Origin of the sequence: Xanthobacter sp. NM-25 (genome assembly GCF_022138605.1) — a bacterium.
Classification (GTDB): Bacteria; Pseudomonadota; Alphaproteobacteria; order Rhizobiales; family Xanthobacteraceae; genus Xanthobacter.
Genome location: NZ_JACBFS010000009.1, coordinates 22,175 through 47,153, shown reverse-complemented (window position 1 = coordinate 47,153; position 24,979 = coordinate 22,175). Strand labels below are relative to the sequence as shown.

20 protein-coding genes are annotated in these 24,979 nt (G+C 68.6%); 4 read left to right on the top strand and 16 right to left on the bottom strand.

Features of this window, described 5'->3' with window-relative positions; genetic code table 11:
- Nucleotides 1-186 precede the first annotated feature (186 nt).
- A complete protein-coding gene (locus MEU52_RS20400; RefSeq protein ID WP_238123636.1) occupies nucleotides 187-405 on the top strand; it encodes a YgaP family membrane protein in 219 nt (72 codons plus the stop codon).
- A gap of 83 nt (nucleotides 406-488) precedes the next feature.
- Here the strand turns inward: MEU52_RS20400 and mraY are convergent, their stop codons facing one another.
- From mraY to MEU52_RS20365, 7 genes are all read right to left on the bottom strand, one after another.
- Nucleotides 489-1,574 (bottom strand): phospho-N-acetylmuramoyl-pentapeptide-transferase, encoded by a 1,086-nt coding sequence (gene mraY / locus MEU52_RS20395; protein ID WP_238123635.1) that lies wholly within the window; start codon nucleotides 1,572-1,574, stop codon nucleotides 489-491.
- 3 nt (nucleotides 1,575-1,577) lie between these two features.
- Nucleotides 1,578-3,020: a UDP-N-acetylmuramoylalanyl-D-glutamyl-2,6-diaminopimelate--D-alanyl-D-alanine ligase gene (locus MEU52_RS20390; protein ID WP_443267855.1), complete on the bottom strand. Its 1,443-nt coding sequence runs from the start codon at nucleotides 3,018-3,020 to the stop codon at nucleotides 1,578-1,580.
- Entirely contained in the window at nucleotides 3,017-4,498 is a 1,482-nt protein-coding gene (locus MEU52_RS20385) for a UDP-N-acetylmuramoyl-L-alanyl-D-glutamate--2,6-diaminopimelate ligase (protein WP_238123634.1), read from the bottom strand. The genes MEU52_RS20390 and MEU52_RS20385 overlap by 4 nt, the downstream gene beginning before the upstream one ends.
- A gap of 77 nt (nucleotides 4,499-4,575) precedes the next feature.
- Entirely contained in the window at nucleotides 4,576-6,354 is a 1,779-nt protein-coding gene (locus MEU52_RS20380) for a peptidoglycan D,D-transpeptidase FtsI family protein (protein ID WP_443267900.1), read from the bottom strand.
- A 199-nt stretch (nucleotides 6,355-6,553) separates the two neighbouring features.
- Nucleotides 6,554-7,183, bottom strand: a complete 630-nt coding sequence (ftsL, locus tag MEU52_RS20375) for a cell division protein FtsL (protein ID WP_238123632.1) — start codon at nucleotides 7,181-7,183, stop codon at nucleotides 6,554-6,556.
- Between the two features lie 4 nt (nucleotides 7,184-7,187).
- Complete coding sequence (gene rsmH / locus MEU52_RS20370) at nucleotides 7,188-8,225, bottom strand: 16S rRNA (cytosine(1402)-N(4))-methyltransferase RsmH (protein ID WP_238123631.1); 1,038 nt, start codon at nucleotides 8,223-8,225, stop codon at nucleotides 7,188-7,190.
- Nucleotides 8,222-8,695 carry a division/cell wall cluster transcriptional repressor MraZ gene (locus MEU52_RS20365; RefSeq protein WP_238123630.1) on the bottom strand — a complete coding sequence of 158 codons (474 nt, stop codon included), beginning with the start codon at nucleotides 8,693-8,695 and terminating at the stop codon, nucleotides 8,222-8,224. Before MEU52_RS20365 ends, rsmH begins: the two co-directional genes overlap by 4 nt.
- 272 nt (nucleotides 8,696-8,967) lie before the next feature.
- Between MEU52_RS20365 and MEU52_RS20360 the strand changes: the two genes are divergently transcribed.
- Nucleotides 8,968-11,115, top strand: coding sequence for a CHASE2 domain-containing protein (locus MEU52_RS20360; protein ID WP_238123629.1), 2,148 nt, complete (start codon nucleotides 8,968-8,970; stop codon nucleotides 11,113-11,115).
- A gap of 10 nt (nucleotides 11,116-11,125) precedes the next feature.
- On the opposite strand, the gene MEU52_RS20355 is transcribed toward MEU52_RS20360, so the two are convergent.
- Nucleotides 11,126-13,249, bottom strand: a complete 2,124-nt coding sequence (locus MEU52_RS20355; RefSeq protein WP_238123628.1) for a S9 family peptidase — start codon at nucleotides 13,247-13,249, stop codon at nucleotides 11,126-11,128.
- Complete coding sequence (gene msrB / locus MEU52_RS20350) at nucleotides 13,236-13,697, bottom strand: peptide-methionine (R)-S-oxide reductase MsrB (protein ID WP_238123627.1); 462 nt, start codon at nucleotides 13,695-13,697, stop codon at nucleotides 13,236-13,238. The genes MEU52_RS20355 and msrB overlap by 14 nt, the downstream gene beginning before the upstream one ends.
- Nucleotides 13,698-14,009: 312 nt before the next feature.
- Between msrB and MEU52_RS20345 the strand changes: the two genes are divergently transcribed.
- Nucleotides 14,010-14,423 carry a MucR family transcriptional regulator gene (locus tag MEU52_RS20345; protein WP_238123626.1) on the top strand — a complete coding sequence of 138 codons (414 nt, stop codon included), beginning with the start codon at nucleotides 14,010-14,012 and terminating at the stop codon, nucleotides 14,421-14,423.
- Between the two features lie 190 nt (nucleotides 14,424-14,613).
- On the opposite strand, the gene ubiB is transcribed toward MEU52_RS20345, so the two are convergent.
- The 5 genes from ubiB to MEU52_RS20320 form a co-directional block, all read right to left on the bottom strand.
- The gene (gene ubiB, locus MEU52_RS20340) at nucleotides 14,614-16,182 is read right to left on the bottom strand and encodes a 2-polyprenylphenol 6-hydroxylase (RefSeq protein WP_238123625.1); all 1,569 of its coding nucleotides are present in this window, start codon (nucleotides 16,180-16,182) and stop codon (nucleotides 14,614-14,616) included.
- A 33-nt stretch (nucleotides 16,183-16,215) separates the two neighbouring features.
- The gene (ubiE, locus tag MEU52_RS20335; protein ID WP_238123624.1) at nucleotides 16,216-17,043 is read right to left on the bottom strand and encodes a bifunctional demethylmenaquinone methyltransferase/2-methoxy-6-polyprenyl-1,4-benzoquinol methylase UbiE; all 828 of its coding nucleotides are present in this window, start codon (nucleotides 17,041-17,043) and stop codon (nucleotides 16,216-16,218) included.
- A 185-nt stretch (nucleotides 17,044-17,228) separates the two neighbouring features.
- Nucleotides 17,229-17,522 (bottom strand): hypothetical protein, encoded by a 294-nt coding sequence (locus tag MEU52_RS20330; RefSeq protein WP_238123623.1) that lies wholly within the window; start codon nucleotides 17,520-17,522, stop codon nucleotides 17,229-17,231.
- A 115-nt stretch (nucleotides 17,523-17,637) separates the two neighbouring features.
- Nucleotides 17,638-21,174, bottom strand: coding sequence for a NahK/ErcS family hybrid sensor histidine kinase/response regulator (locus MEU52_RS20325; RefSeq protein WP_238123622.1), 3,537 nt, complete (start codon nucleotides 21,172-21,174; stop codon nucleotides 17,638-17,640).
- A 148-nt stretch (nucleotides 21,175-21,322) separates the two neighbouring features.
- Nucleotides 21,323-21,856: a MarR family winged helix-turn-helix transcriptional regulator gene (locus MEU52_RS20320; protein ID WP_238123621.1), complete on the bottom strand. Its 534-nt coding sequence runs from the start codon at nucleotides 21,854-21,856 to the stop codon at nucleotides 21,323-21,325.
- Nucleotides 21,857-21,997: 141 nt separating this feature from the next.
- Between MEU52_RS20320 and MEU52_RS20315 the strand changes: the two genes are divergently transcribed.
- Nucleotides 21,998-22,426 carry an organic hydroperoxide resistance protein gene (locus MEU52_RS20315; protein ID WP_238123620.1) on the top strand — a complete coding sequence of 143 codons (429 nt, stop codon included), beginning with the start codon at nucleotides 21,998-22,000 and terminating at the stop codon, nucleotides 22,424-22,426.
- 60 nt (nucleotides 22,427-22,486) lie between these two features.
- Here the strand turns inward: MEU52_RS20315 and rpoN are convergent, their stop codons facing one another.
- Complete coding sequence (gene rpoN, locus MEU52_RS20310) at nucleotides 22,487-24,022, bottom strand: RNA polymerase factor sigma-54 (RefSeq protein WP_238123619.1); 1,536 nt, start codon at nucleotides 24,020-24,022, stop codon at nucleotides 22,487-22,489.
- A gap of 35 nt (nucleotides 24,023-24,057) precedes the next feature.
- A complete protein-coding gene (gene lptB / locus MEU52_RS20305; protein ID WP_238123693.1) occupies nucleotides 24,058-24,885 on the bottom strand; it encodes an LPS export ABC transporter ATP-binding protein in 828 nt (275 codons plus the stop codon).
- Nucleotides 24,886-24,979 lie beyond the last annotated feature (94 nt).

Genomic DNA, 24,979 nt, shown 5'->3' with positions numbered 1-24,979 from the left:
GCAATGGAAGCCGGCGGGCCAATCTCGCGCCTGCTCTAGCCCTCCAGGTCTCGGGAGGGAAGAGGGTTGGCGCCCTGTCGCGACCATTGGACTGTCCGCGACACAGTGACCGTAGGAAAATCCCGAGATTGACATGATCACACATTAAAAACATTGAATGTATGATCCGATGATCGGGAGGCGACGATGACAGCGAATGTGGGTGGGATCGACCGGGTGTTGAGGTTCGTGGTGGGGATCATCCTGCTGCTGGTGCCGTTCTTCGGCGGCAGCGTTCCCGCTTTGGCCGGGCTCGGCAACTGGGCATGGCTGATCGGCGCGGTGGGTCTGGTGATGCTGCTCACCGCCATTTTCCGCTTCTGCCCGGCCTATGTGCCGTTGGGCATCAAGACCTGCGGGAAGTGAACGCGCCGTGGCAGGTGCCGTGTCAGGTGCCGCGGCCAGCGTGAAGGCGCCCGGCGGAGCTGCTCCGCCGGGCCTTTTCTTGATCAGCGCAGCTTCAGGGTGGCGAGGCCGACGAGGGCCAGCACCACGGCGATGATCCAGAAGCGGATCACCACCTGCGGCTCGGTCCAGCCGAGCTGCTCGAAATGGTGGTGGATGGGCGCCATCTTGAACACGCGCTTGCCGGTGAGCTTGAACGAGGCCACCTGGACGATCACCGACACCGCTTCCAGCACGAACAGGCCGCCCACCACCGCGAGCACGATCTCGTGCTTGGTGGCCACCGCCACGGTGCCGAGCAGGCCGCCCAGAGCCAGCGAGCCGGTGTCGCCCATGAACACCTGGGCCGGCGGCGCATTGAACCACAGGAAGCCGAGGCCGGCCCCCATCACCGCGCCGCAGATCACCGCCAGCTCACCGACGCCGACCACGTAGTGGATCTGCAGGTAATCGGCGAACACCACGTTGCCCGAGAGATAGGCGATGAGGCCGAACGTGCCGGCCGCGATCATCACTGGCACGATGGCGAGGCCGTCGAGCCCGTCGGTCAGGTTCACCGCATTGCCCGCGGCGACGATGACGAAGCCGCCGAAGAACACGAAGAACACGCCGAGATCGAGCAGCAGGTCCTTGAAGAAGGGGAACGACACCGCCGTGGCGAGGCCCGGCTTGCCCACATTCATGATGACCACGACGGCCACCCCGGCGATGACGGCCTCGATGGCGAGACGGGCCTTGCCCGACAGGCCGTTGTGGGTCTGCTTGGTGACTTTCAGGTAGTCGTCATAAAAGCCGATCATGCCGAAGCCGAGGGTCACCAGCAGCACCACCCACACATAGGGGTTGGCAAGGTTCGACCACAGCAGCGTCGCCACCACGATGCCCGAGAGGATCATCAGGCCGCCCATGGTGGGCGTGCCCTTCTTAGTGAGCAGATGCGACTGGGGGCCATCGGTGCGGATGGGCTGGCCCTTGCCCTGCTTCAGCCTCAGGGTGGAAATCATGGACGGGCCGAACAGGAACACGAACAGAAGCGCCGTCACCACCGATCCGCCGGTGCGGAAGGTGATGTAGCGGAAGACGTTGAAGGCGGAGAACGACTGGTGGAGTTCGGCTAGCCATTGCAGCATGGGTCATCCCTCGAGGAGCGCGTCCTCGCTCGTACGGAAGCGTTCGGAAAGGCTCTTCACCAGCGGTCCCATGCGGCTGCCGTTGGAGCCCTTCACCATCAGCGTGTCGCCGGCGCGCAGGGCCGCCGCCACCATGGGTTCGAGATGGCTGGCATGGGCGGCATAGCCACCACGGCGCTCGCTCGGCAGCTTCTCCCACAGGGTATGCATCAGCGGCCCGCAGCAGAACACCTGGTCGATACGACCCTGGATGAGCGGTTCGGCGAGGCCCGCATGCATGGCGGCGGCGTCCTCGCCCAGCTCCAGCATGTCGCCGAGCACGGCGATGCGCCGGCCGCGCGGCCCCACCGGGGTGCGGCTCAGCACGTCGATGGCCGCCCGCATGGAGGCCGGATTGGCGTTGTAGCTCTCGTCCAGCAGGGTGGCGGTGCCGCCCTTGAGCGCCAGGGTCACGGGCACGCCGCGTCCGGGCGGCGGCTTGAGGCGGGACAGGGCGAGGGCCGCCAGCGCCAGGTCGGCCCCCACCAGCTTGGTCGCCGCCAGCACCGCCAGCATGTTTTGAACGATGTGGCGGCCCGGCACGGAGACCTTGAGGGTCACGTCGGTGCCCATCACGTCCACCACCGCCACCGAGCAGGATGGCTGCAGCGCCACCGTTTTTAGCCGCACGTCGGCGCCGGCGCTCTCGCCGAAGGTGACGATGCGCGACACGCCCTTGGCCAGAGCGGAGGCCTTCAGGCGCTCGAACAGGGGATTGTCGAGGTTGAGGACGGCCGTGCCGGCCGGCTCCAGGCCGTCGAAGATCTCCGCCTTGGCATCGGCGATCTCCTCGATGCCGGAGAATTGGGCGATGTGCACCGGTTCCACCGTGGTGATGATGGCCACATGGGGCCGCACCAGCTTCACCAGCGGGGTGATCTCGCCGGGATGGTTCATGCCGATCTCGAACACGCCGTAGCGCGCCTCGCGCGGCAGCCGGGCGAGGGAGAGGGGCACCCCCCAGTGATTGTTGTAGGAGGCGGCCGAGGCATGGGTCTCGCCGTCGGCGCCCAGCGCCAGGCGCAGCGCCTCCTTGGTGGTGGTCTTGCCCACCGAGCCGGTGACCGCGACGATCCCCGCCCCCGAGCGGGCGCGGGCGGCGCCGGCAAGGTCGCGCAGGGCGGCGAGCACGTCGTCTACCAGCAGCAGCGGCGCCTCGGCGCCGAAGCGCTCCGCCTTGCTTTTCTCCACCACCGCGACGGCGGCACCGGCCTTCAGCGCCGTTTCCACATAATCATGGCCATCGGAATTCTCGCCGGCGATGGCGAAGAAGGCGTCGCCCGGGCTGAGGGTCCGGCTGTCGATGGAGATGCCGGTCACCCCATCGGCGGTGAACGCCCGGGGGGTGGCCGCCATGGCGGTCGTCATTTCATCGCGGCCGTAGAGACGCCGCGCACCGCTGCTCATGCCCGCACCTCCGTCAAAGCGGCGAGAACTTCCGCCGCATCCGAGAATGGATGTGTGCGGTCGCCGATGATTTGGCCCGTTTCGTGGCCTTTTCCCGCCACCACCAGCGCATCCCCCGCTTCCATCATGGCGATGGCGGTATGGATGGCCTCCCGGCGGTCGCCGATCTCGCGGGCGCCGGGGGCGGCGGCGAGGATCTCGGCGCGGATGGCGGCCGGGGTTTCGCTGCGGGGATTGTCGTCGGTGACGATCACCACATCGGCCTTTTCGGTGGCGATGGCGCCCATGATGGGGCGCTTGCCCCGGTCGCGGTCACCGCCACAGCCGAACACCACCATGAGCCGACCCTTCACCGCCCCCCGTAGGGTGTCGAGCACCGCTGCCAGCGCCTCGGGCTTGTGGGCATAGTCCACGAACACCGGCCGGGCGGGATCGTCGCCGATCCGCTCCAGCCGCCCCGGCACCCCCTTCAGGGTGGTGAGGGCGCTCAGGGCGGCGTCGCGATCGGCACCGCAGGCGATGGCAAGGCCGGCGGCCACCAGCGCATTGTCGGCCTGGAACCGACCCGCCAGCGGCAGCAGGATCTCGTCGCCGCCGCCAAAGCGGATACGCTGGCCGGTGCCCTCGGGGGTAATGTCCAGCACCTCGATGGTGGCGCCGGCGAAATCGTCGCCAAAGGAGAGGGTGCGCAGGTCCCGCGTCTCGGCCCAGGCGAGGGCGGTGGCCGCATAGGGGGCGTCCAAGACACCCACGGCGGTGGCGTCGGGTGGTAGCAGCTCGGTGAACAGCCGCAGCTTGGCCTTGAAATAGGCCTCCACGGTGGGGTGGTAGTCCAGATGGTCGCGGCCGAGATTGGTGAAGGCCCCGGCGGTGAGGCGCACGCCGTCCAGCCGGCGCTGGTCGAGCCCGTGGGAGGAGGCTTCCAACGCCATATGGGTGATGCCTTCCCCCGCCAGCCGGTCGAGGGTGGCGTGCAGGTCCACCGGATCGGGCGTGGTGAGGCTGCCATAGGTGACGGCATCCGGCGTCACCACGCCGATGGTGCCGAGATAGGCGGCCCGATGGCCGAGGGTCTCCCAGATCTGCCGCAGGAAATACGCGACGGAGGTCTTGCCGGCGGTGCCGGTGACGGCGGCGATCACCGCCGGCTGGCGGGTATGCAGCCGCGCCGCGGCGAGGGCGAGGGAGCGGCGCACATCGAGCGAGAAGGCGAACGCCACATGGGCGTAGGAGCCGCCGGCGGGCGGCGCGGGCAGCGGCGCCACCGGCTCCAGCAGCACGGCGGTGGCGCCCCGGGCCACCGCATCGGCGATGAAGCGGGCGCCGTCCGCATGGGTGCCGGGGATGGCGACGAACAAGAAGCCCGGCTTCACCTTGCGGCTGTCGGAGGTCACCCCCTCGATGCGCTGCGCGGCGGCGTGGGGCGCGAGAATGTGGGCGTGGCCGCCGAGAAGGGATCCGAGGGAGTGGTGTGTCATCGGATCTCCTCATGGCACCGGCGTGGGGCCGGGATCAAGGGTTGTTGCCGCGCGGGCGGCACAACGGGAGCGGCGCATCAGCGGCTGGCCGTCACCTTCTGTCCGGCGTTGCGCAGCATTTCCTCGGCAGAGGGCAGGTTCTGGCGCGGCGGCACGCCGAGCATGGGGGCGATGCGCTCCACCACCTTGCCGGCGGTGGGCGCCGCGTTCCAGCCGGAGGTGGCGAAGCCATAGGTTTCCGGGGTGGCCTTGGGCTCGTCCAGCATGATGAGCACGAGATATTGCGGCCGGTCCATGGGGAAGATGGCGGTGAACGAGGTGAGCAGCTTGTGCTTGGCATATCGCCCGTTCACCACTTTCTCGGCGGTGCCGGTCTTGCCGCCGACCATGTAGCCGGCGATGTCGGCCTTCTTGGCGGTGCCCTTCTCGGCGTTGAGGCGCATGATGTAGCGCATCTTGTCCGAGGTTTCAGTCTTCAGCACCTTGGTTCCCAGCTTCTGCGCCTCTTCCTGGTTGCGCTTGATGAAGGTGGGCGGGATGAGATAGCCGCCGTTGACCATGGAATTGACCGCCATGACGGCCTGCAGCGGCGCCACGGACAGGCCGTGGCCGAAGGCGATGGTGGCCGAGCTCAGCTCGCCCCAGTTCTTCGGCACGATGGGCAGCGAGCTTTCCGGCAGCTCGGTGCGCAGGCGGTCGAGCTGGCCCATCTTCCGCAGGAACGCCTTGTGGGCCTCGACCCCCAGAGACAGCACCATCTTGGCGGTGCCGATGTTGGAGGAGACGAGGAAGATCTCAGGCACGCTCAGAACCCGGTTCTCGGCGTGATAGTCGGAGATCTTGAAGCGGCCGAAATGCAGAGCGCTGCGGGCATCGAACGACGAGTTGAGGCCGATCTTGCCGCTGTCCAGTGCCATGGCGAAGGACATGGCCTTGAAGGTGGAGCCCATCTCGTAGACGCCGGTGGTGAGGCGGTTGAGATAGGCGTCGTCAGCCGGGTTGCCGGGCACGTTGGGATCGAAATCCGGCAACGAGACCATGGAGACAATCTCGCCGGTGTTGACGTCGGTGACCACGGCCATGGCGTGCAGGGCGGAGAACTTCTCCTTCGCCTTCATCAGCTCGTCGCGCACCGCATGCTGCACCCGCATGTCGATGGAAAGCTGCACGGGCTCCTGCTGGCGGTCGGTGGCGAACCCGGCCATGTGCAGGTCGGACAGGCCGCGTCCGTCGATCCATTTCTCGATGCCGGCGATGCCCTGGTTGTCCACGTTCACGCCGCCGATCACGTGCGACAGGATGGGGCCATCGGGATAGATGCGGCGGTTCTCCCGGAGGAAGCCGATACCCGGCAGGCCGAGCCGGTAGATGGCGCGCTGCTGGGTCGGGGTGATCTCCCGCTTCAGCCAGGCGAAGCCCTTGCCGGAGTTGAGCCGCTTGCGGGTCTCTTCCACATCGAGGTCGGGCAGGATCTTGAGCAGGCCCTCCAGCGCCTCGTCGGGATCGATGAGGCGGCGCGGCTCGGCGAACAGCGACGGCGACTTCACGTCGATGGCGATGATATCGCCATTGCGATCGACGATGTCCGGCCGCGCCGAGGAGACGGCGTCGGACCCGCGCCCGCGGGTGGCGCCGGGATCGGAGGTGAGCGCGAGATGGGTGAGCTGGGCGCCGATGGCGGCGAACACCAGGCAGAAGGCCCCCATCACCAGCCGGATGCGGCTGCGCCCGACGGCCTCGGCGGAGCCGCGATCAAGGCCGAACAGGCCGCGCACGAACCCGCGTCCGCTGCGATAGGCCAGCCCGCCCACGTCGGCGAATAGGCGCGCCAGCAGGCGGCCGAGGCCCAGGAGCATCGCCAGCAGCAGGGCGCCGAAGCGGCCGGCGCCGCGGGCGACGCCGCGTCCGGCGAGGATCAGGAGGCCGTTGAGGGCGTCGGTGAGGCTGGCGTCCGATGCGGGCCTGGCGACGCGGCCGTCAGGGTCGGCGGCGTTCGGTTCGGGCGCGGACGGGTCGGGGGGCAGCTGGGACGTGGGCTTGGACATGGGGACCTCGTCAACGTCCGCTGAGGAAACCGTTGAAGAACGTGCGCACCGCATCGGGCGCCTGGGCGGGCTCGGCGGCAGCGACGGGCGCGGCGACCGGCGGCAGGACGGCCGACGGGGGCGCCGGGCGCGGGGGCGCGACGGGGCGGGCCTGCGAGGGTCGGGGCGCCAGCGCCGTGTTGGCGGGCACGGTGAGCGGCTTGGAGGGCGGCGGCCTCAGGGCGGACGCGGCCGGCGCCGTACTACCCGTCGCGCCGCTGCCCGGCGCCGTGGGGGTCACCGGTCCGCGGCTGACGGAAGAGGTGACGAGCGGTGTGTCTTCCAGCGCCTCGATGATGCCGCCGATACCGTCGTTGCCGCTGCTCGGACGCTCCGGCAGGCTGGCGAGATCGGAGATGGAATCGACGTCGAGCCGCTTCAGGTCCAGGTGGCGCTCCACCAGGCCCTGTATGTACATGGGAGAGGTGCGACGGGCCCATTCCGCCTTCAGCACGCCGATAACCTCGCGCTCCTTGCGGATCTGGCTGCGCAGGGTGGCGAGCCGCTCGGCCTCGGCGGTGGACGCGTATTTGAGCTGGTACACCACCGCTGCGGTGATCAGCAGCGCGCCGACCATCACGATGTTGGCGACACGAAACATTCTTTCAACGTCTCCGCCCATGCCGTTGCGGTGAGGGGGCGGGAAGAAGCCCCATCAAGTCACCGCCCGGATGCGCCGGAGCGTTCGTACGTTCGGCCGCGCGAAGCTTCGCGGACCTGGCGCGCGGATTGTCTGCCACTTCGTCGGGACCGGGCTCCACCGCACCCTTCGCCACGAGGCGGAAGGCGGGTTCCGGTCCTTCTCCGAGCGGCAGATGGCGCGACGCGGACGGTGCCTTTACCCTGTTTGCCAGAAAAGTCTTAACGATCCTGTCTTCCAGGGAATGGAAGGTCACAACCACCAGTCGACCACCCGGCTTCAGCACCCGCTCGGCCGCCGCCAGGGCGTCCACCAGCTCCTGCAGCTCCTCGTTCACGGCGATGCGCAGGGCCTGGAAGGTGCGGGTGGCGGGGTGGATCTCCCCCGGCTTCGCCCAAACCACCCGGGCGACGATTTCGGCCAGTTGGGCGGTGCGGGTGATGGGCGCCTCGGCGCGGGCCTTGACGATGGCGCGGGCGATGGCGCGCGAGTGCCGCTCTTCGCCGAAAGTCCACAGGATATGGGCGAGGCGCACCTCGTCGAGGCTGGCCACCACGTCGGCGGCGGAAAGCCCATCGCCGCCCATGCGCATGTCGAGGGGACCGTCGCGGCGGAAAGAGAAGCCGCGCTCCGCCTCGTCGATCTGCATGGACGACACGCCGATGTCCAGCACCACGCCGTCGAGGGGCGTGAAGCCTTCCTGCTCCGCCAGAGCGTCGAGTTCGGAAAAGCGCCCTTCCACCAGCCGCAGGCGGCCGCCGGAGGCCGCCACCAGGGCCTGGCCGCCGGCGATGGCGGTGGGGTCGCGGTCGATGGCGAGCACCCGGCAGTCGGCGGCCTTCAGGATGGCGCCGGTATAGCCCCCCGCGCCGAAGGTGCCGTCCACATAGGTGCCGGCGTCCTTCGGCGCGAGATGCGCGAGAACCTCACGGAGCATCACCGGGAGATGACGGGCCGGTCCGCCTACGGCGTCGGTGGGGCCGACCCCGTGGCCCGTCGTCATTCTGTGTTGCCCCCTGGGTTCGCGGCTCGGGAGCCGATGGCCCGGCGCAGCTCGCGCACCCTTTGGGTGGCCTCCGCGAGATGCGCCTTCAGCCGCTCCGGTTCCCAGATGCGGAATTTGTGCCCGAGCCCCACGAACGCCACCTGATCGGTGATGCCGGCGTGGGCCTTGAGTGTTTCGGTCAGCACCACCCGGCCTTCCGGATCGATGCGTAATGTCTCGCTGGTGCCGTAGAGCGCGGCGGCCAGCTCCTCGCGTTCCTCGGAATAGGGCGGGTAGCGGTCGATCAGCGCGTCGATCTCGCCGATCAGCCGGTTGCCGCCCGCATCCAGCGCGGGCTCGGCGAGGCTCGGGTGGCAGTACAGGCCCTCCGCGCCATCCTTGGCGAGCACCGTCCGATACGGCGCCGGGATGGAAACCCGGCCCTTGGCGTCGAGGCGCATCGTGTAGGTGGACACGAAGCGGTCCATAGGAGCGCTCCTCGGCGCCGGGGTGCCTTCAGGTACAGCGGGCAGCTCTTGCGAGGACGCGCCCGGCGACGGCGGGAGCCGTCCGACATGTTCTTGGGTAAGAATGGGCTAACATGGGAAAACATGGGCGTCAATGGAATCGGGCGGGCGGAGGACCCTCTCGCGGCGCCGGTCCGACCGGTGATGGCCTCTGCCGTGGGGGTACAAAAGGTGGGGCTTTGGCTAGGATGGCGGCTGTCGCCGCGCGGCGTTCGGATGGGGATGAGCGCACCATGGGTTCCCGCCTCTATTGGCTCGCCACCCTTGGTGCGCTGCTCGCCGGCCTGGCTCTGCTGGTGCTGGAGCCGGCGGTGATGGGCGATGTCCGCAATGACCTGTTCGATGCCTATCAGCGGGCCGATCCGCCGCCGTTCGACGCCGACCTGCCGGTGCGCATCGTCGACATCGACGACGCCGCCCTCGCCCGCGTCGGCCAATGGCCCTGGCCGCGGACCACTCTGGCGCGGCTGGTAGACCAACTTGCGGCAGCGGGTGCGGCGGTCGTCGCCTTCGACATGGTGTTCGCCGAGCCCGACCGGCTCGATCCCGCCCGGATCGCCGCCGAGCTGCCGGCGGAGATCCGGCCGCGCCTTGCGGCGCTGCTGGCCGACCGGGAGCCGAGCGACGCCCGCCTCGCCCGCGCCTTCGCCGCTGTGCCCACGGTGTTGGGGGCGGTGCTGACGCAGGGGCCGGGCGGCGCCTATCCGGTCAAATGGGGGCTCGCCGTCGCCGGCGACGACCCAGTGGCCCAGCTGCCGCATTTTTCCGGCGCGGTGGCGCCCCTGCCGGAGTTCGCCCAGGCGGCGGCCGGCATCGGCGCCCTCAACTGGCTGCCGGATCGCGACCAGGTCGTGCGGCGGGTGCCGCTGCTGCTCGATCTCGATGGACGCCTGGTGCCCGGCCTGGCCGCCGAGGCGCTGCGGGTGGCGCAGGGCGCGTCCACCTATCTGGTACGGGCCACCGGGGCGAGTGGGGAGAGCGCGTTCGGCGCCGCGCGGGGCCTCGTCTCCGTGCGCATCGGCGCTTTCACCATCCCCGCCGATGCGGCGGGTGCGGTGCGGGTGCGGTTCGGGGCCAGCGATCCGCACCGTTTCGTCTCCGCCGCCGATGTGCTGGAGGGCCGCCTCGCCGACGATGCGATGGCCGGCCGGATCGTGCTGGTGGGCACCAGCGCCGCCGGCCTCAAGGACACCCGAGCCACCCCCATCGCCGCTGCGCTGCCGGGGGTGGAGGTGCAGGCCCAACTCTTGGAGCATATGCTGCGCGGCGCCCGGCTGGTGCGGCCCGATTGGGCCCGGGGGGCGGAACTGGCGCTGGCGGCGCTGCTCGGCCTTGGCCTCGCTTTGGCGTTGCCCCGGGTGCCGGCGCTGGCCGCCGGGGCCGGCGTCGCGCTGGTGCTGGGGGCGCTGGCGGCCGGCTCCTGGCTGGCGTTCCGCCGCGCCGACCTCCTGCTCGATCCCATGGGGCCTGCGGCCACTGCCCTCCTGGTCTATGGCGTGGGCGTGCTGGCGCTCTACCGGCAGGAGCAGCGGCAGAAGGCGTGGGTGCGCGCGGTGTTCGGCCGGTTCGTGGCGCCGGCGGTGGTGGCCAGGCTCGCCGAAGCGCCCGACCGGCTGGCCCTGGGCGGCGAGACCCGCGAGCTCACCATCCTGTTCTGCGACTTGAGGGACTTCACCACTCTGTCGGAGACCCTGGACGCGCAGGCGCTGACGCGCTTCATGAACGCCTATCTCACCCCCATGACCGAGGTGGTGCTGGCCCATGGTGGCACCATCGACAAATATATCGGCGACGCCATCATGGCGTTCTGGAATGCGCCGCTGGACGAGCCTGCCCATGCCCGCAAGGCGGCTCTGTGTGCCCTTGCACTGGTGCGCCGGCTGGAGGCGCTCAACGCCGACTGGCGGGCGGCGGCGGAGCGGGAGGGGCGGGTGTGGCGGCCGGTGCGCTGCGGCGTGGGCCTCGCCACCGGGCCCTGCTGTGTGGGCAATCTCGGCTCTGAGCAGCGGCTCGAATATTCCTGCCTCGGCGACGACGTGAACCTCGCCTCCCGCATCGAGGGGGCCACCAAGGGCTTCCACACCGACATCCTGGTGTCGGAGGCGACCCGGGCCGCCGCCGGCAGCCTCGCCTTCCTGGAGGTCGGAGCGCTGACCCTGAAGGGCAAGTCCAGGCCGAGCCGGCTGTTTCTGCTGGCCGGAGATGCGGCGTTCGCCAGCTCCGAAGGGTTCCGCCTTTTGGCCCAGCGCCACCAGCACCTGCTGGCGACGCAGGCGGCAGGCGAGCGCGCCGCCGTACGGGCGCTGGCCGCCGAGCTGGCGCGGAGCGCGCCCGAGCGGCTGCGGCCCTTCTATGAAGGCTATGGGGACCGGAGCGCCTGAGGCGCCCCGATCAGGCCGGCTCCGGCACCGGAACCGGGGCGAGCGCCCCCACGGTCTTCAAGGCGAACAGATAGACCAGGGCCACTTCGTCCAGCCGGTCGAAGCGGCCGGCGGCGCCGCCGTGGCCCGCATCCATATTGGTGCGCAGCAGGAGCGGCGCGGTGCTGGTCTTGGCGGCCCGCAGCCGCGCCACCCATTTGGCCGGCTCCCAATAGGTCACCCGCGGATCGGTGAGGCCGGCCAGAGCGAAGATGGCCGGATAGGCGGCGGCATGCACATTATCCACCGGCGAATAGCCGCGCATGCGGGTGAAGGCGTCCGGATCTGTGATGGGATTGCCCCATTCCGGCCATTCCGGCGGCGTCAGCGGCAGGGTGTCGTCCAGCATGGTGGTGAGCACGTCCACGAACGGCACCTCGGCGACGATGCCGGCGAACAGCTCCGGCCGCATGTTGGCGATGGCCCCCATGAGCATGCCGCCGGCCGAGCCGCCATGGGCGACGATGCCCTCGGGCCGGGTGAATTTCTCCGCCACCAGATGCTCCGCCACCGCGATGAAATCGGTGAAGGTGTTGGTCTTGTGGGTCAGCTTGCCGTTGGCATACCAGCGCCAGCCCTTGTCGGTGCCACCGCGGATGTGGGCGATGGCATAGATGAAGCCGCGATCCACCAGGGAGAGCCGGCTGGTGGAGAAGCTGGCCGGTATGGTGATGCCATAGGCCCCATAGCCATAGAGCAGCAGCGGGGCGGAGCCATCCAGCGCCGTGCCCTTGCGATAGAGCAGGGAGACCGGCACGGTTTCCCCATCGGCCGCGGGGGCGAAGATGCGGCGGGTGACATAATCCGCCGGATCATGGCCCGAGGGCACTTCCTGGCGCTTCAGCAGGGCGCGGGCGCGGTCCGCCATATCGTAGGACCACACCTCGGACGGCGTGGTCATGGAAGCATAAGTGAAGCGCACCTCGGTGGTGTCGAAGGCAAAGCCGGGGTGCAGCCCCAGGGCATAGGCCTCCTCGTCGAACGCCACTGCATGCTCGGCGCCGGTGTCGAGGGCCCGCACGATGATGCGCGGCAGGCCCGCCTCCCGCTCCAGCCGCGCCATATGGTGGGCAAACACCGTGTGGCTCAGGATCATGCGGCCGGGAGCATCGGGCACCAGATCGCGCCAATGGGCCCGCTCGGGGGTCGCAGTGGGGGTGGTGACGATCTTGAAGTCTTCGGCCCCGTCGGCATTGGTGAGCAACACCAGACTGTCCACGCCGGCAAGGGCGGGGTGATGCTCCACCTCATAGCGTACCCCGGGGGTGCGGGCCGCCACCAGCCGCGGCGGCGCCGCCGGATCAGCGAGATCGATGAGGTGGACCTCGGAGGTCTCGTGATCGCCGCAGGAAATGAGGCCGAAGGCGCGGGACTGGGTTTCGCCCAGCGACACGAAGAAGCCCTTGTCCGGCTCCTCATAGATCAGCACATCAGCCTCGGGGGCGGTGCCGATGTGGTGGCGGAACACCTTGGAGGGGCGGTGCTCCGCATCGCGCCGGATATAATAGAGCGCCGCGCCATCGGTGCTCCACAACAGATCGCCGGTGGTCTCGGTGATGATGTCCGGCAAGGCGGTGCCGGTGGCGAGCTCGCGCACCCGCAGGGTGTGAAGTTCGGAGCCCTGCTCGTCCACCGCCCAGGCGAAGCGCTGATGGTTGGGGCTGTGGCGCCAGCCGCCGAGGTGGAAATAGGCCTTGCCGGCGGCTTCCTGGTCGCCATCCAGCAGGATTTCCTCCGGCCCCTCAGGCCAGGGCTTGCGGCAGGCGAGGGGGTGCTGGCCGCCCTCGCGATGCCGGCTGTAATAGGCAAATGGGCCGTCCGGGGCCGGGACGGTGGAATCGTCTTCCTTGATGCGGCCGCGCATCTCCGCCACCAGCGCCTGCTTCAGGCCCTCCAGCGGCGCGAAATAGGCGTCCGCATAGGCGTTTTCCGCCTCCAGATAGGCGCGGATGTCGGCGGCGAGCAGCTTGGGGTCACGCATCACGTCGCGCCAATTGTCGGCGCGCAGCCACGCATAATCATCGGTGAGGGGGACGCCGTGAACGGTGCGGGTGGTGGGGCGGCGGTCGGCGTGTGGAGGCTCAAGCGCCGCCATAATCGGCTCCTTCATCGGTCTCGAGGGTCAAGGCGGTGCCGTTCATGCAGAAGCGCAGGCCAGTGGGCGCCGGTCCGTCTGGAAACACATGGCCCAGGTGGCTGTCGCAGCGGGCGCAGCGCACCTCGATCCGGCGCATGCCATAAGAGGTATCTTCGTGCGTCACCAGCGCCTCGGGTGAGACCGGGGAGAAGAAGCTGGGCCAGCCAGTGCCGGAATCGTATTTCGCCTCGGAGCGGAACAGCGGCGCACCGCAGGCCACGCAGCGATAAAGGCCGATGCGCTTCTCGTCCCAATAGGGGCCGGTGAAGGCGCGTTCGGTGCCGTGCTCGCGGGCGACGCGGAACTGCTCAGGCGTCAGACAGGAGCGCCATTCCGCCTCGCTTTTGACGACCTTGGCTTCGGATTCCCGGTCCGCAGGAGTTGGGCCGGACGATGGATTGGTCATGGGACCCCCGCTGTGCTCGGGATGCGACGTTGAAGAGGTAGGCACCCCTGCCGCCCGTGACAAGGCACAGGCCCGTCAAAAGCCGCGCGCCCGGCCGCTTCCGCTTTGCACAAATGCTTGACGGAAGTACATGGGCGGGGCGGAATTTCTACTTGCATTTGCGGAACGGCGAACATACCACGTCAATGATGCAGAAGGGGTGGAAGCGGTCGTTTTCCGCTTTTTCGGCATCTCGGGCCCGGATGGGGCAGGCGCCTCAGGCGTATTGCCGGTCGCGGGCATGGTTTCGTTTGCAGGCACAAAGAAAGTCCCATGAACGACGAAACGGAATCGACTCCCTTCATTGCTCTGGTCGCGGATATCGTGTCGGCTTATGTCAGCAACAATTCCGTGGACTCTGCGGAACTGCCGGCATTGATCGGTGACGTGCATGCTGCGTTGCAGCGGATCACGCAGGTGGAGAGCGAGCCGGAGGTCGAGCCGCTGAAGCCGGCCGTGCCGGTGAAAAGGTCGATCACGCCGGATTTCATCATCTGCCTGGAAGACGGCAAGAAGTTCAAATCGCTGAAGCGGCACCTGCGCACGCAGTACAATATGACGCCGGAGCAGTACCGGGAGAAGTGGGGACTGCCCGCTGATTACCCGATGGTCGCGCCCAATTACGCCGCCGCCCGCTCCGAGCTCGCCAAACAGATGGGCCTCGGCCAACAGCGCCGCGGGCGCTGAGCGTCGCGCGGCTTCAGGTCGGCGTTGATCCGAAGCGCGGGCGGCGGCGCCCGCGCTTGTCTTTCCGGCCTGGCGGCTGCGGTCGCCGCGGAGTGGCCACGAGGGTGGCGCTCGCGAACGCGTCCGGCGGCTTTGGTCCCGGCGGCTGCCGACGTCGTTCGCAGACCGATGCGAAGGGCGACCGGGGCGTTCAGCCCAGCCAGATGCCCACCAGCGCGGCGGCGATGATCCACAAGGCGATGTTGCCCCACAGCGCCCGCTTGGCCTCGGCGCGGCCGATGCCGTCGAGGGAGTCCGCCGACAGGTGGATGCCGTCGCGGGTGGCCTCGTCCAGCTGCTCCACCACCCGCGCGGTGCGGCTGAGCAGGCCAGGCAGAGTGGTGGCGAAATGGCCCACCTCGCCCAGCCCCATGCCGGCGCGCTGCAAGTGCCCCACCGGGCCGAGATTGCGGGCGATCCAGTCTTCCACCACCGGCGCCGCCGTGCTCCACATGTTGAGCTGCGGATCCAGCGACCGGGCGACGCCTTCCACCACCACCATGGTCTTCTGCAGCAGCAGCAGCTCCGGCCGCGTCTGCATGTCGAACAAAGCGGTCACCTCCAGCAGCAGGGCCAGGAGGCGGGCCATGGAGATCTGGTCGGCGCTGCGCGAATGGATGGGTTCACCGATGGCGCGGATGGCCAGAGCGAAATCATCCACCGAATGGTGGAACGGCACATAGCCGGCCTCGAAATGCACTTCGGCCGTGCGCCGCCAGTTGCGGGTGATGAAGCCGTAGAGGATCTCCGCCAGGAACCGACGTTCCTTGAGGCCGAGCCGCCCCATGATGCCGCAATCCACCACCACCAGGCGGCCCTGGGCATCCACGAACAGGTTGCCGGGGTGCATGTCGGCGTGGAAGAAGCCGTCGCGCATGGCCTGGCGCAGGAAGGACTGCATCACGATCCGGGCGATCTCCTTGGGATCATGCCCGGCGGCGATGATCGCCTCCTTGTCGGAGAGCTTGATGCCGTCGATCCACTCGGTGGTCAGCACGTCGCGGGTGGAGCGGTCCCAATCCACCCGGGGCACGTGCAGGTCGGGATCGTCCTTGGTGTTTTCCGCGAGCTCCGCATAAGCGGCGGCTTCCAGGCGCAGGTCCATCTCCATGGAGACGGAGCGGGCCAGGGTTTCCACCACCTGTTCCAGCCGCAGCCGGCGCGCCTCGGTGAAATTCGCCTCGGCAAAGCGCGCCAGCCGGCGGAAGCTCGCCATGTCGGCGGAAAAGCGCCGGTGCAGGCCCGGGCGCAGCACCTTCACCGCCACCGCGCGGCGGGTGCCGTCGGGGTCCACCACTTCGGCCTTGTGCACCTCGGCGATGGAGGCGGCGGCCACCGCCGGCCCGAAGGTGGCGAACACGGCGTTCAGGGGCCGCTCGAAGGCGTCGGTGACGATGGCTTCCGCCACCTGCTGGCCGAACGCCGGCATGCGGTCCTGCAACACTTCGAGGTCGCGGGCCACCGCCGCGCCCACCACATCCGGACGGGTGGCCAGGAACTGGCCGAGCTTCACATAAGAGGGGCCGAGCCGGGACAGAGCGGCGGAAAAGCGCGCCGCCCGCGTGCCGGCATCCTTGCGGGCGATAAGGCGCGCGAGCCGCAGCAGCGGCCGGGCCAGCGGCGGCACGGTGGCCGGCGACACCAAAGAGAGCACGCCCTCGCGCGCGAGCACGTAACCGGCACGGGCGAGCCGTGCCGCATCGGCGACAAGAAAGATCACGTCAGGCGCCTTTCGGCCGGGTCCGCCCGGCCATCAGATCCGAAAACCCCAGTGCAGCGCCACCACGCCGCCGGTCATGCGCATGAAGTCCACCCGGCCGAAGCCGGCGTCGCGCATCATCTGGGCGAAGGTGTCCGCATTGGGGAAGCGGCGGATGGATTCCACCAGATACTGGTAGGGCTCGGCATCGCCGGCCACCCGCCGGCCGATCTCCGGGATCACCTTGAAGGAATAGGTCTCGTAGATCTTGTCCAGCAGCGGCACGTCGACCTTGGAAAATTCCAGCACGAAGGCGCGGCCGCCGGGCTTCAGCACCCGGCGCATCTCCTGGAGCGCCTTGGGGATGCGCGGCACGTTGCGGATGCCGAAGGCGATGGTGACGGCGTCGAAGCTGCGGTCGGCGAACGGCAGCTCCTCGGCGTTGGCGTCCTGGAAGTCCACCTTGGTCGAGAGGCCGCGCTTCTCGGCGCGCTCGCGGCCCACCTGGAGCATCTCGGTATTGATGTCGGCCACCGTCACCCGGGTGCCGGGGCCGCCAGCCTCGGCGACCCGGAAGGCCACATCTCCGGTGCCGCCGGCGAGGTCGAGCAGGTGGAACGGGCGGTCGTTCACCGGCGGGCGCAGCTTGGAAACCAGCGCGTCCTTCCAGACCCGGTGCATGCCGGCGGACATGAAATCGTTCATGATGTCGTAGCGACGGGCCACCTTGTGGAACACGTCGTCCACCAGCGCCTGCTTCTCGACGAGCGGGATGGTGCGATAGCCGAAATGGGTCTGAGAGACCTGCTCGGACGCCTGCGGGGCAGGCTCGGCCGCGGCCGACGTCGGCGACGGGAACGGGGCGGAATTCGGGTCCGTCATGATGGGTCGACACCACGTACGCTGTTCTTAACGGGGCGGGACCTTAACGGATGATGGCGCGCGATGCCATGTCGGTGGACATATCGCCCGTGCGCCCGAACGTCTCCGGGCGCGGCGCGCCGCAGCGGGGCGCCGGAGCCGAGAGAGTGGGAGTGGAGACGTGAACGGAAAGCTGCCTCCCCCGCTCAGCGTGACGAGCGGGAGGGCTTGCCGAGGCCCGAGACATCGAATTCGAGGCCGTCGCGGCTGTAGCGCGGTTCAGACGGCTTGCTGGTGAGCGAGCCGGGAAATGGCAGGCCGCCGATCTTCAACCCGCGCTTGCGCTTGCGATCCGCAATTTCCTTCCGCATCGGAAAGAGTGGAATGTTGATTGTGATGGTCATAGCCGCTCTCCAACTGTATTGGCCGGTACAAGTCGGCAAAGAAATGTAACGATCTTTAACAATTTCGTAACATATCCATGCCGCGAGGGCGTGCATCTATGGCACTCCCCCATCACGCCTCCGGAAGGGGGCGTTTATTTGGCCTTGATGGGTGTGAAGCAGGGCTTATTCGAGATGGCCATCGAGCCATTGGTGATGTGGTTAAGCAAGTCTATACGACGGCGGCCTGAGACAGGCGCCACTGGGCCAGCATGGCGCGCAGGGCAGCCGGCTTTAGGGGCTTGTGGAGGATCACCATTTCGGCGGCGTGGGCGGCTTCGCGCACGGCCTGGGTGCGATCGGCGGTGATCAGTACGGCGGGAAGCTTCCCCAATTTCCACCGCAGCGACATCACCGCGTCGATGCCGGAGCCGCCATCCAGGTGGTAATCCACTAGGGCCATATCGGGCGGGGCCTTGGCCTCGTGCACGGCGGCCAGGGCGGAGGTGGCATCGCTCGCCGTCATCACGGTGCAGCCCCAGCCGGTCAACAGCAGGCGCATGCCTTCGAGGATGGCCGGCTCGTTGTCGATGACCAGCAGGCACAGGCCCGCCAGGGGCGCGCCGGCCGGGGTGGGGCGCGGGGTGCAGGAACTGCTCTCGGGCACGGGCACCGACAGCGGCATCTCCAGGGCGAACACCGAGCCCTTGCCCTGCACCGAACGCAGCGCGATGGGGTGATCGAGCACCCGGGCGATGCGCTCGACGATGGACAGGCCGAGCCCGAGGCCTCGCGCCACCCGGGCCCCCTGGTCGAGGCGCTGGAACTCCTCGAACACGGTCTTCTGCTGGGCGGAGGGGATGCCGATGCCGGTGTCCCAGACCTCGACCCGCATGCGCCCGCGCGCCCGGCGGCAGCCCACCAGAATGCGGCCCTGGGGGGTATATTTGATGGCGTTGGAAATCAGGTTCTGCAACAGCCGCCGCAACAGCCGCCGATCGGAGCGCACCGCCAGGGTGCTCGGCACGAACCGCAGGTCCAGATTCTTCTCGCGGGCCAGCGGCTCGAATTCGATCTTCAGCTGCTTGAGCACCTCGTTGATGCGCAGCGGCGCGACCTCGGGCTTGAGGGCGCCGCTGTCGAGGCGGGAGATGTCGAGCAGGGCGCCGAGGATTTCCTCCACCGCCTCCAGCGAGGCATCCACATTGGCGGCCAGTCGCCGCTCCTCCGGCCACTTGGCCCGTTCCACCAGGCTGGTGACATAGAGCCGGGCGGCGTTGAGCGGCTGCAGAATGTCGTGGCTGGCGGCGGCGAGAAAGCGGGTCTTCGACAAATTGGCGTCGTCGGCGGCGGCCTTGGCGCTCTCCAGCGCCCGGTTCAGGCGCTCCAGCTCCTCGGTGCGCTCGCGCACGCGCCGTTCCAAGGTTTCATTGGCCCGCTCCAGCGCCTGGGCGGCCTCCACCGAGGCGGTGATGTCGGTGAAGGTCACGGCGATGCCGCCATCGGGCATGGGATCGGAGCGGGTCTCCACCACCAGCCCGCGCTGGTGCAGCCGCTCCGAGAAGGTCGGCGCCGGATGGACATAGCGGGCGAGGCGGGCGGACAAGTCCTGAGCCCGAATCTGAGCCCGCGCCGCATCCGGCTCCTCGTCATAGGGCACGTTGGCGAGAATGTCGCGCAGAGCGGCGCCGACCGTGTAGCAGTCGGCGGGCAGCTCCAGCATCTCGCCGAACTGCCGATTCCAGCACACCAGCTTCAATTCTCGGTCGAACACGGCAATGCCCTGGTGCACATGGTCGATGGCGCTCTGCAGCAGCTCGCGATTGTACTGGATCGCGGCGGAGGCATCGTCGAGCAGCTTCAGGGCGGCCTTGGCGGACACGTCGCGCTTGCGCAGCAGCAAGGAGAGCACCAGCCGCGAGGAGGCCGCGCCCACCGCCGCCGCCAGCAGGTGCTCGGCGTGGCGCACGGTGGCGGCATCGGCCTCGCGCTTGGGATCGAGGCTGACATTGTGCACCCGGGCGAAGGTCTGGAAGGCCGCCTGCGCGCGCTCCTGTCCCAGATAGCGCTCCACGGTGCCGATCACCTCGCCCATGGTGACGGTGGAACGCCAGCGCAGGAAGGCCGGGCGGTGGGGCGGGCGATCCGGGCTCTGGCCGACGAACACATCGGCCTGGACCCGCTCGATGGCGCTCTGCCGGGTCAGGAACGAGACGACCACCAGCACGAGCGTATTGATGGCAAGGCTCCAGGCCACCCCATGGGCCAGGGGACCGGCGGTGAGGCCGAACAGGGCGGTGGGGCGCAGCAGTCCCAGCCCGAACGGTCCCTCGGTGGTGATGGACTGTGCCAGGAGGCCGGCTTCCACCAGGCTCGGCAGCATCAGCGTGTAGGCCCACAGAGCGGTGCCCACCAGGATGCCGGCGATGGCGCCCTTGGCGGTGGCCCGCCGCCACAGCAGCCCGGCGGCGAAGGCGGGACCCACCTGGGCCACGGCGGCGAACGACAACAGGCCGATCTGCGCCAGCTGCACTTCGCCGATCAGCCGGTAATAGAGATAGGCGAGCAGCAGCAGGAAGAAGATCGCTACCCGCCGCACCAGCAGCAGCAGGGCCACCATGTCCTCGCGCGGGGGCGTGGCATCCTGACGCCGGTCGGCGTGGCGGCGCACCAGCAGCGGCATCACCAGGTCGTTGGAGATCATGATGGCGAGGGCCACGCTTTCCACGATCACCATGGCGGTGGCCGCCGAAAGGCCGCCCACGAAGGCCAGCAGCGCCAGGGCATCGGCGCCGGCGGCCAGCGGCACCGCCAGGACGTACATGTCGCTGTCCACCAGGCCGCGTGGAAACAGCGTCATGCCCGCCAGCGCCAGGGGCACCACGAACAGGTTGATGAGCAGCAGATAGAGGGGAAACAGCCACCGGGCGCGGCGGATCTCCTGCTCGCCATTGTTCTCCACCACCGCCACGTGGAACTGGCGCGGCAGCAGCATGAAGGCGCCGCCCGACAGCACCGTCATGGTGATCCAGTTCTCCAGGGACAGGCCCTGGGTGAACGGCGCGGTGACGCCGGCTTCCCGCGCCACCCGCCATAGATCGGCGGGCCCGGAGAAAATGAAGAAGGTGACGAGCACGCCCACCGCCAGGAAGGCGGCGAGCTTGACCAGGCTCTCGGAGGCGATGGCCAGCATCAGGCCATCCTGGTGCTCGGTGGCATCGGTATGGCGGGTGCCGAACAGGGCGGCGAACGCGGCCATGGCGCAGGCCACGAACAAGGCGAGATCGCCCACCAGCGTGCCCTGTGCCGCCTGCCCGGCGAAATAGCCCAGCATGGCCAGCAGCGAGGCCGAAACCGCTTTGAGCTGCAAGGAGATATAAGGAATGGAGCCGACCAGGGCCACCAGCGCCACCAGCGCGGCGATGCCCTGGTTCTTACCGTATCGGGCGGCGATGAAATCGGCGATGGAGGTGATGTTGTTGGCCTTGGCGAGCCGCACCACCCGCAGGAAGGCGGGGGCCGCCACGGTCATCAGCAGGATCGGGCCCAGATAGATGGTGAGGAAATCCAGCCCCTGGGTGGTGGCAAGGCCCACCGAGCCGAAGAAGGTCCAGGAGGTGCAATAGACGGCAAGGGCCAGGGAATAGATCAAGGGGCGCGGCGCGCGGCGCCGGGCGGCGGGGCGCGGACGGTCGCCGAAGCTCGCGATGGCGAACAGAAAGCCGATATAGGCAAGCGCCGCGAAGATGACGACCGAAGCCTGAAGCATGTCCCCCATCCGGCGGCGGGGCGGGCGGCACCGTCGCCTTGTCTTGTCCTTGTTCCGCAACTCAGCATTTGGGCCCGGCCTTGTCCAGCGGCTCCCGGCCCTTGGGGTGTCGCGGGCTCCCGCTGGCCATGGCCGGCGCGCGGGGTCGTCAGCCCTGCGTCGGTGTGGACTTGGCTTTTCGTGCCGGTTTGTCGGCGGCCCGCTCGGCGGCCTGTTCCAGGTGATGGCGCAGGGTGGTGATGTCGCGTTGCAGGCGGATGAGGTCGGCGATGTCGAAGCCGGTGGCGTCCAGGATGCAGGCGGGGATGGCCCGCGCCCGCGCTTCCAGGGCGCGGCCTTCGGCGGTGAGGTGCAGGCGGACGACCCGTTCGTCGGCGCGATCGCGGGTCCGGCTGATATGCCCCATGGCCTCCAGCCGCTTCAGCAGGGGCGTCAGCGTGCTCGACTCCAGGGAGAGCCGCTCCCCCAGGGCGCCGACGGTCTCGTCGTCCCTTTCCCACAGCGCCACCATGACCAGATATTGCGGATAGGTGAGGCCGATGGCGTCCAGCAGCGGCTTGTAGATGCGGTTGAAGGCATGGCCGGTGGCATAGATGGAGAAGCACAGCAGCTGATCGAGCCGGGGAAACGGCAAAGCGGGGGCGTCGGAAGCGGTGGTGGGTTGGGCCGTTGGCTGTGTCATGGAAGCGGGACCTGAGGTGGAACTGGCTTAAAATAATTATCGCACGATCTAATCGCAAGCGCTTGACAGCCGTGCGGCGTCGGCAGATATATCGTGCACGATTTAATCGCCAGAGATTAAATGCGTTCGAAAGGAAAAGCCATGTCTGTCAACGTTCTCTATCGCACCTCCGCCCGCGCCACCGGTGGCCGGGACGGCCGTTCCGGCACCCTTGATGGCACACTCGACGTGAAGCTGGTGACCCCGAAGGAGTTGGGCGGTCCCGGTGGGGCAGGTGTCAATCCGGAGCAGCTGTTCGCCACCGGCTATGCGGCCTGCTTCCTGGGGGCCATGAAGTTCGTCGCTTCCCAGGGCGGCGGCGCCAAGGTGCCGACGGAGGCGAGCGTGACCGCGACGGTGGGCATCGGCCCGCGTTCGGAAGGGGGCTTCGGGCTCGACATCGCTCTGGCCGTGGACCTGCCCGGGGTGGACCGTGCCGCCGGTGAGGCGCTGATCGCCAAGGCGCACGAGGTGTGCCCCTATTCCAACGCCACCCGCAACAATGTGAATGTGGCCCTGAGCCTGGTTTGAGGCTTCCGCCCCGCAGCGGTCGGCCTTCGGTCGCCGCGGAAAGGCGTCGCCCCCGCCGTCTCAGCTCGCTTCGCTGCGCAGCGCCTGCTTCTCCCGCCGGCGCTGCACCGAGGAGGGAATGTTCATGCCTTCCCGATACTTGGCGACGGTGCGGCGGGCGATGTCGATGCCGTCATCCTTCAGCTTCTGCACCAGGGTGTCGTCCGAGAGGATGTCATCGGGGCTTTCGGCATCGATCAGCGACTTGATGCGATGGCGCACCGCCTCCGCCGAATGGGCTTCGCCGCCGCCCGAGGCGGAGATGGCGGAAGAGAAGAAGAACTTCATCTCCACCACGCCGCGCGGGGTGGAGATGTATTTGTTGGAGGTGACCCGCGAGACGGTGGATTCGTGCATGCCGATGGCATCCGCCACCGTGCGCAGGTTCAGAGGCCGCAGATGGCGCACACCGTGCAGCAAGAAGGCATCCTGCTGGCGCACGATCTCGCTCGCCACCTTCAGAATGGTGCGGGCGCGCTGGTCCAGGGAGCGGGTGAGCCAGCTGGCGCTCTGCAGGCATTCCGCCAGGAAGCTCTTGTCCTCGGCGGACTTCGCCACCTTGGCCACGGTGGCGTGATAGCTCTGGTTCACCAGCACCCGCGGCAGGGTTTCCGAATTCAGCTCCACCAGCCACGTGCCCTCCGGGCCGGGCCGCACATAGACATCGGGCACCAGCGGGTGCACCACGCCGGAGCCGAACGCCAGGCCGGGCTTGGGATCGAGCCGGCGGATCTCGCCGATCATGTCGGCGATGTCGGCCGCATCCACGCCGCAGATGCGCTTCAGCGCGTTGCGGTCATGCTTCGCCAGAAGCTCCAGGTTTTCCACCAGCGCCTGCATGGCGGGATCATAGCGGTCCCGCTCCTTCAGCTGGAGGGCCAGGCACTCGGCGAGGTTCCGGGCGCCGACGCCGGTGGGCTCGAAACTCTGGATGAGCCGGAGCACGTCCTCGACCTCATCCAGCGGCGCGGCCAGCTGCTCGGCCACCTGGGCGATGTCGCCGGTGAGATAGCCAGCCTCGTCGATCAGACCGATGAGGTGCAGGCCGATGAGCCGCCGGGCAGGATGGGTCTCGGCCACCGCCAGCTGGGCTTCCAGGTGATCGGCCAGGGTGGTCTGCGCGGTGAGGAAGGCCTCCGGGTTGTAGTCTTCGCTGCGCTCACCGCCGCTCCACTCCCCGGGGGAGGACGGCAAGCCGGCGGCGACGGTCTCGGTGGCGCGCACGGCGGGCGCATCGTCGGGAAAGACATTGCCGAGATCGGTATCGAGCCGGGTTTCCATCTCCGCCCGGCTGGGTTCCATCGTCTGCTCCAGCCAGTCGCCGGATTGGGCGTCCCGCTCGGCGGCGGGCGGCTCCGGCGCTTCGATCTCCGGGCTCTCGGCCGGACCCCCATCCTCGCTCGCCCGCTCCAGCAGCGGGTTGCGCTCCAGCTCCGCCTCCACATAGGCGACCAGCTCCATGTTGGAGAGCTGCAGCAGCTTGATGGCCTGCATCAGCTGCGGCGTCATCACCAGGGACTGGCTTTGCCGGAACTCGAGCTTGGGGGTCATCGCCATTCAGCAGCCCTCCCCGGAGAATGGGATGAGGGATCTCACAGGCGGAACTCCTCGCCGAGGTAGAGCCGCCGCACGTCGGGATTGGAGACGATGGCTTCGGGATCGCCTTCCATCAGCACCGCGCCGGAATGGATGATGTAGGCCCGGTCGATCAGCCCCAGGGTCTCGCGCACATTGTGGTCGGTGATGAGCACGCCGATGCCGCGGGTGGTGAGGTGGCGCACCAGAGCCTGGATGTCACCCACCGCAATGGGGTCGATGCCGGCGAACGGCTCGTCCAGCAGCATGAAGGACGGGCGGCTCGCCAGGGCGCGGGCGATCTCCACCCGGCGCCGCTCGCCGCCCGACAGGGCGATGGCGGGCGATTTGCGCACATGGGTGATCTTGAACTCCTCGAGGAGGGCTTCCATCTCCTCGACCCGCTTCCGGCGGTCGGGCTCGGTCACCTCCAGCACACCCATGATGTTGCCTTCCACCGTGAGGCCCCGGAAAATCGAGGCCTCCTGCGGCAGGTAGCCGATGCCGAGCCGGGCCCGGCGATACATGGGCATGGGGGTGACGTCATGGCCGTCCAGCTCGATGCGGCCGGCATCCGCCTTCACGAGGCCGGTCACCATATAGAAGCAGGTGGTCTTGCCCGCGCCGTTGGGGCCGAGCAGGCCCACCGCCTCGCCGCGCCGCACATACATGGAGACGTCACGCACCACCTTGCGGCCGCCATAGCTCTTGGCGAGGCCATAGGCGGCGAGCGCACCGGTGCTGGTGTCAAGATACGGCATGTCGGTCGACATGCCGGTGATGACGCCCGCCGGCGCAGGGGCGCGAGACGTTTCGGCGAAGCTCATGTCCGAGGCCTCCTCCATCCGCCGGATGGCAAATGGGCTGGGTTCATTGTCGTGATCATGGCCAAGACTGGCCTGAAGCGCGTGCGCGGCATGCAGAGCGGTGTCGCTTTCC

What these genes read in the sequence shown, in the direction of transcription:
- MEU52_RS20315 (WP_238123620.1), top strand. Translation starts at nt 21,998, where the DNA reads ATGTCTGTCAACGTTCTCTATCGCACCTCCGCCCGCGCCACCGGTGGC.
- MEU52_RS20355 (WP_238123628.1), bottom strand. Translation starts at nt 13,249, where the DNA reads ATGGCGGCGCTTGAGCCTCCACACGCCGACCGCCGCCCCACCACCCGC.
- MEU52_RS20345 (WP_238123626.1), top strand. Translation starts at nt 14,010, where the DNA reads ATGAACGACGAAACGGAATCGACTCCCTTCATTGCTCTGGTCGCGGAT.
- MEU52_RS20365 (WP_238123630.1), bottom strand. Translation starts at nt 8,695, where the DNA reads ATGGACCGCTTCGTGTCCACCTACACGATGCGCCTCGACGCCAAGGGC.
- MEU52_RS20330 (WP_238123623.1), bottom strand. Translation starts at nt 17,522, where the DNA reads ATGCACGCCCTCGCGGCATGGATATGTTACGAAATTGTTAAAGATCGT.
- ftsL (WP_238123632.1), bottom strand. Translation starts at nt 7,183, where the DNA reads ATGTTTCGTGTCGCCAACATCGTGATGGTCGGCGCGCTGCTGATCACC.
- rpoN (WP_238123619.1), bottom strand. Translation starts at nt 24,022, where the DNA reads ATGGCGATGACCCCCAAGCTCGAGTTCCGGCAAAGCCAGTCCCTGGTG.
- rsmH (WP_238123631.1), bottom strand. Translation starts at nt 8,225, where the DNA reads ATGACGACGGGCCACGGGGTCGGCCCCACCGACGCCGTAGGCGGACCG.
- msrB (WP_238123627.1), bottom strand. Translation starts at nt 13,697, where the DNA reads ATGACCAATCCATCGTCCGGCCCAACTCCTGCGGACCGGGAATCCGAA.
- MEU52_RS20320 (WP_238123621.1), bottom strand. Translation starts at nt 21,856, where the DNA reads ATGACACAGCCAACGGCCCAACCCACCACCGCTTCCGACGCCCCCGCT.
- MEU52_RS20360 (WP_238123629.1), top strand. Translation starts at nt 8,968, where the DNA reads ATGGGTTCCCGCCTCTATTGGCTCGCCACCCTTGGTGCGCTGCTCGCC.
- mraY (WP_238123635.1), bottom strand. Translation starts at nt 1,574, where the DNA reads ATGCTGCAATGGCTAGCCGAACTCCACCAGTCGTTCTCCGCCTTCAAC.
- MEU52_RS20325 (WP_238123622.1), bottom strand. Translation starts at nt 21,174, where the DNA reads ATGCTTCAGGCTTCGGTCGTCATCTTCGCGGCGCTTGCCTATATCGGC.
- MEU52_RS20380 (WP_443267900.1), bottom strand. Translation starts at nt 6,354, where the DNA reads ATGCTCCTGGGCCTCGGCCGCCTGCTGGCGCGCCTATTCGCCGACGTG.
- ubiE (WP_238123624.1), bottom strand. Translation starts at nt 17,043, where the DNA reads ATGACGGACCCGAATTCCGCCCCGTTCCCGTCGCCGACGTCGGCCGCG.
- MEU52_RS20390 (WP_443267855.1), bottom strand. Translation starts at nt 3,020, where the DNA reads ATGAGCAGCGGTGCGCGGCGTCTCTACGGCCGCGATGAAATGACGACC.
- MEU52_RS20385 (WP_238123634.1), bottom strand. Translation starts at nt 4,498, where the DNA reads ATGACACACCACTCCCTCGGATCCCTTCTCGGCGGCCACGCCCACATT.
- MEU52_RS20400 (WP_238123636.1), top strand. Translation starts at nt 187, where the DNA reads ATGACAGCGAATGTGGGTGGGATCGACCGGGTGTTGAGGTTCGTGGTG.
- lptB (WP_238123693.1), bottom strand. Translation starts at nt 24,885, where the DNA reads ATGGAGGAGGCCTCGGACATGAGCTTCGCCGAAACGTCTCGCGCCCCT.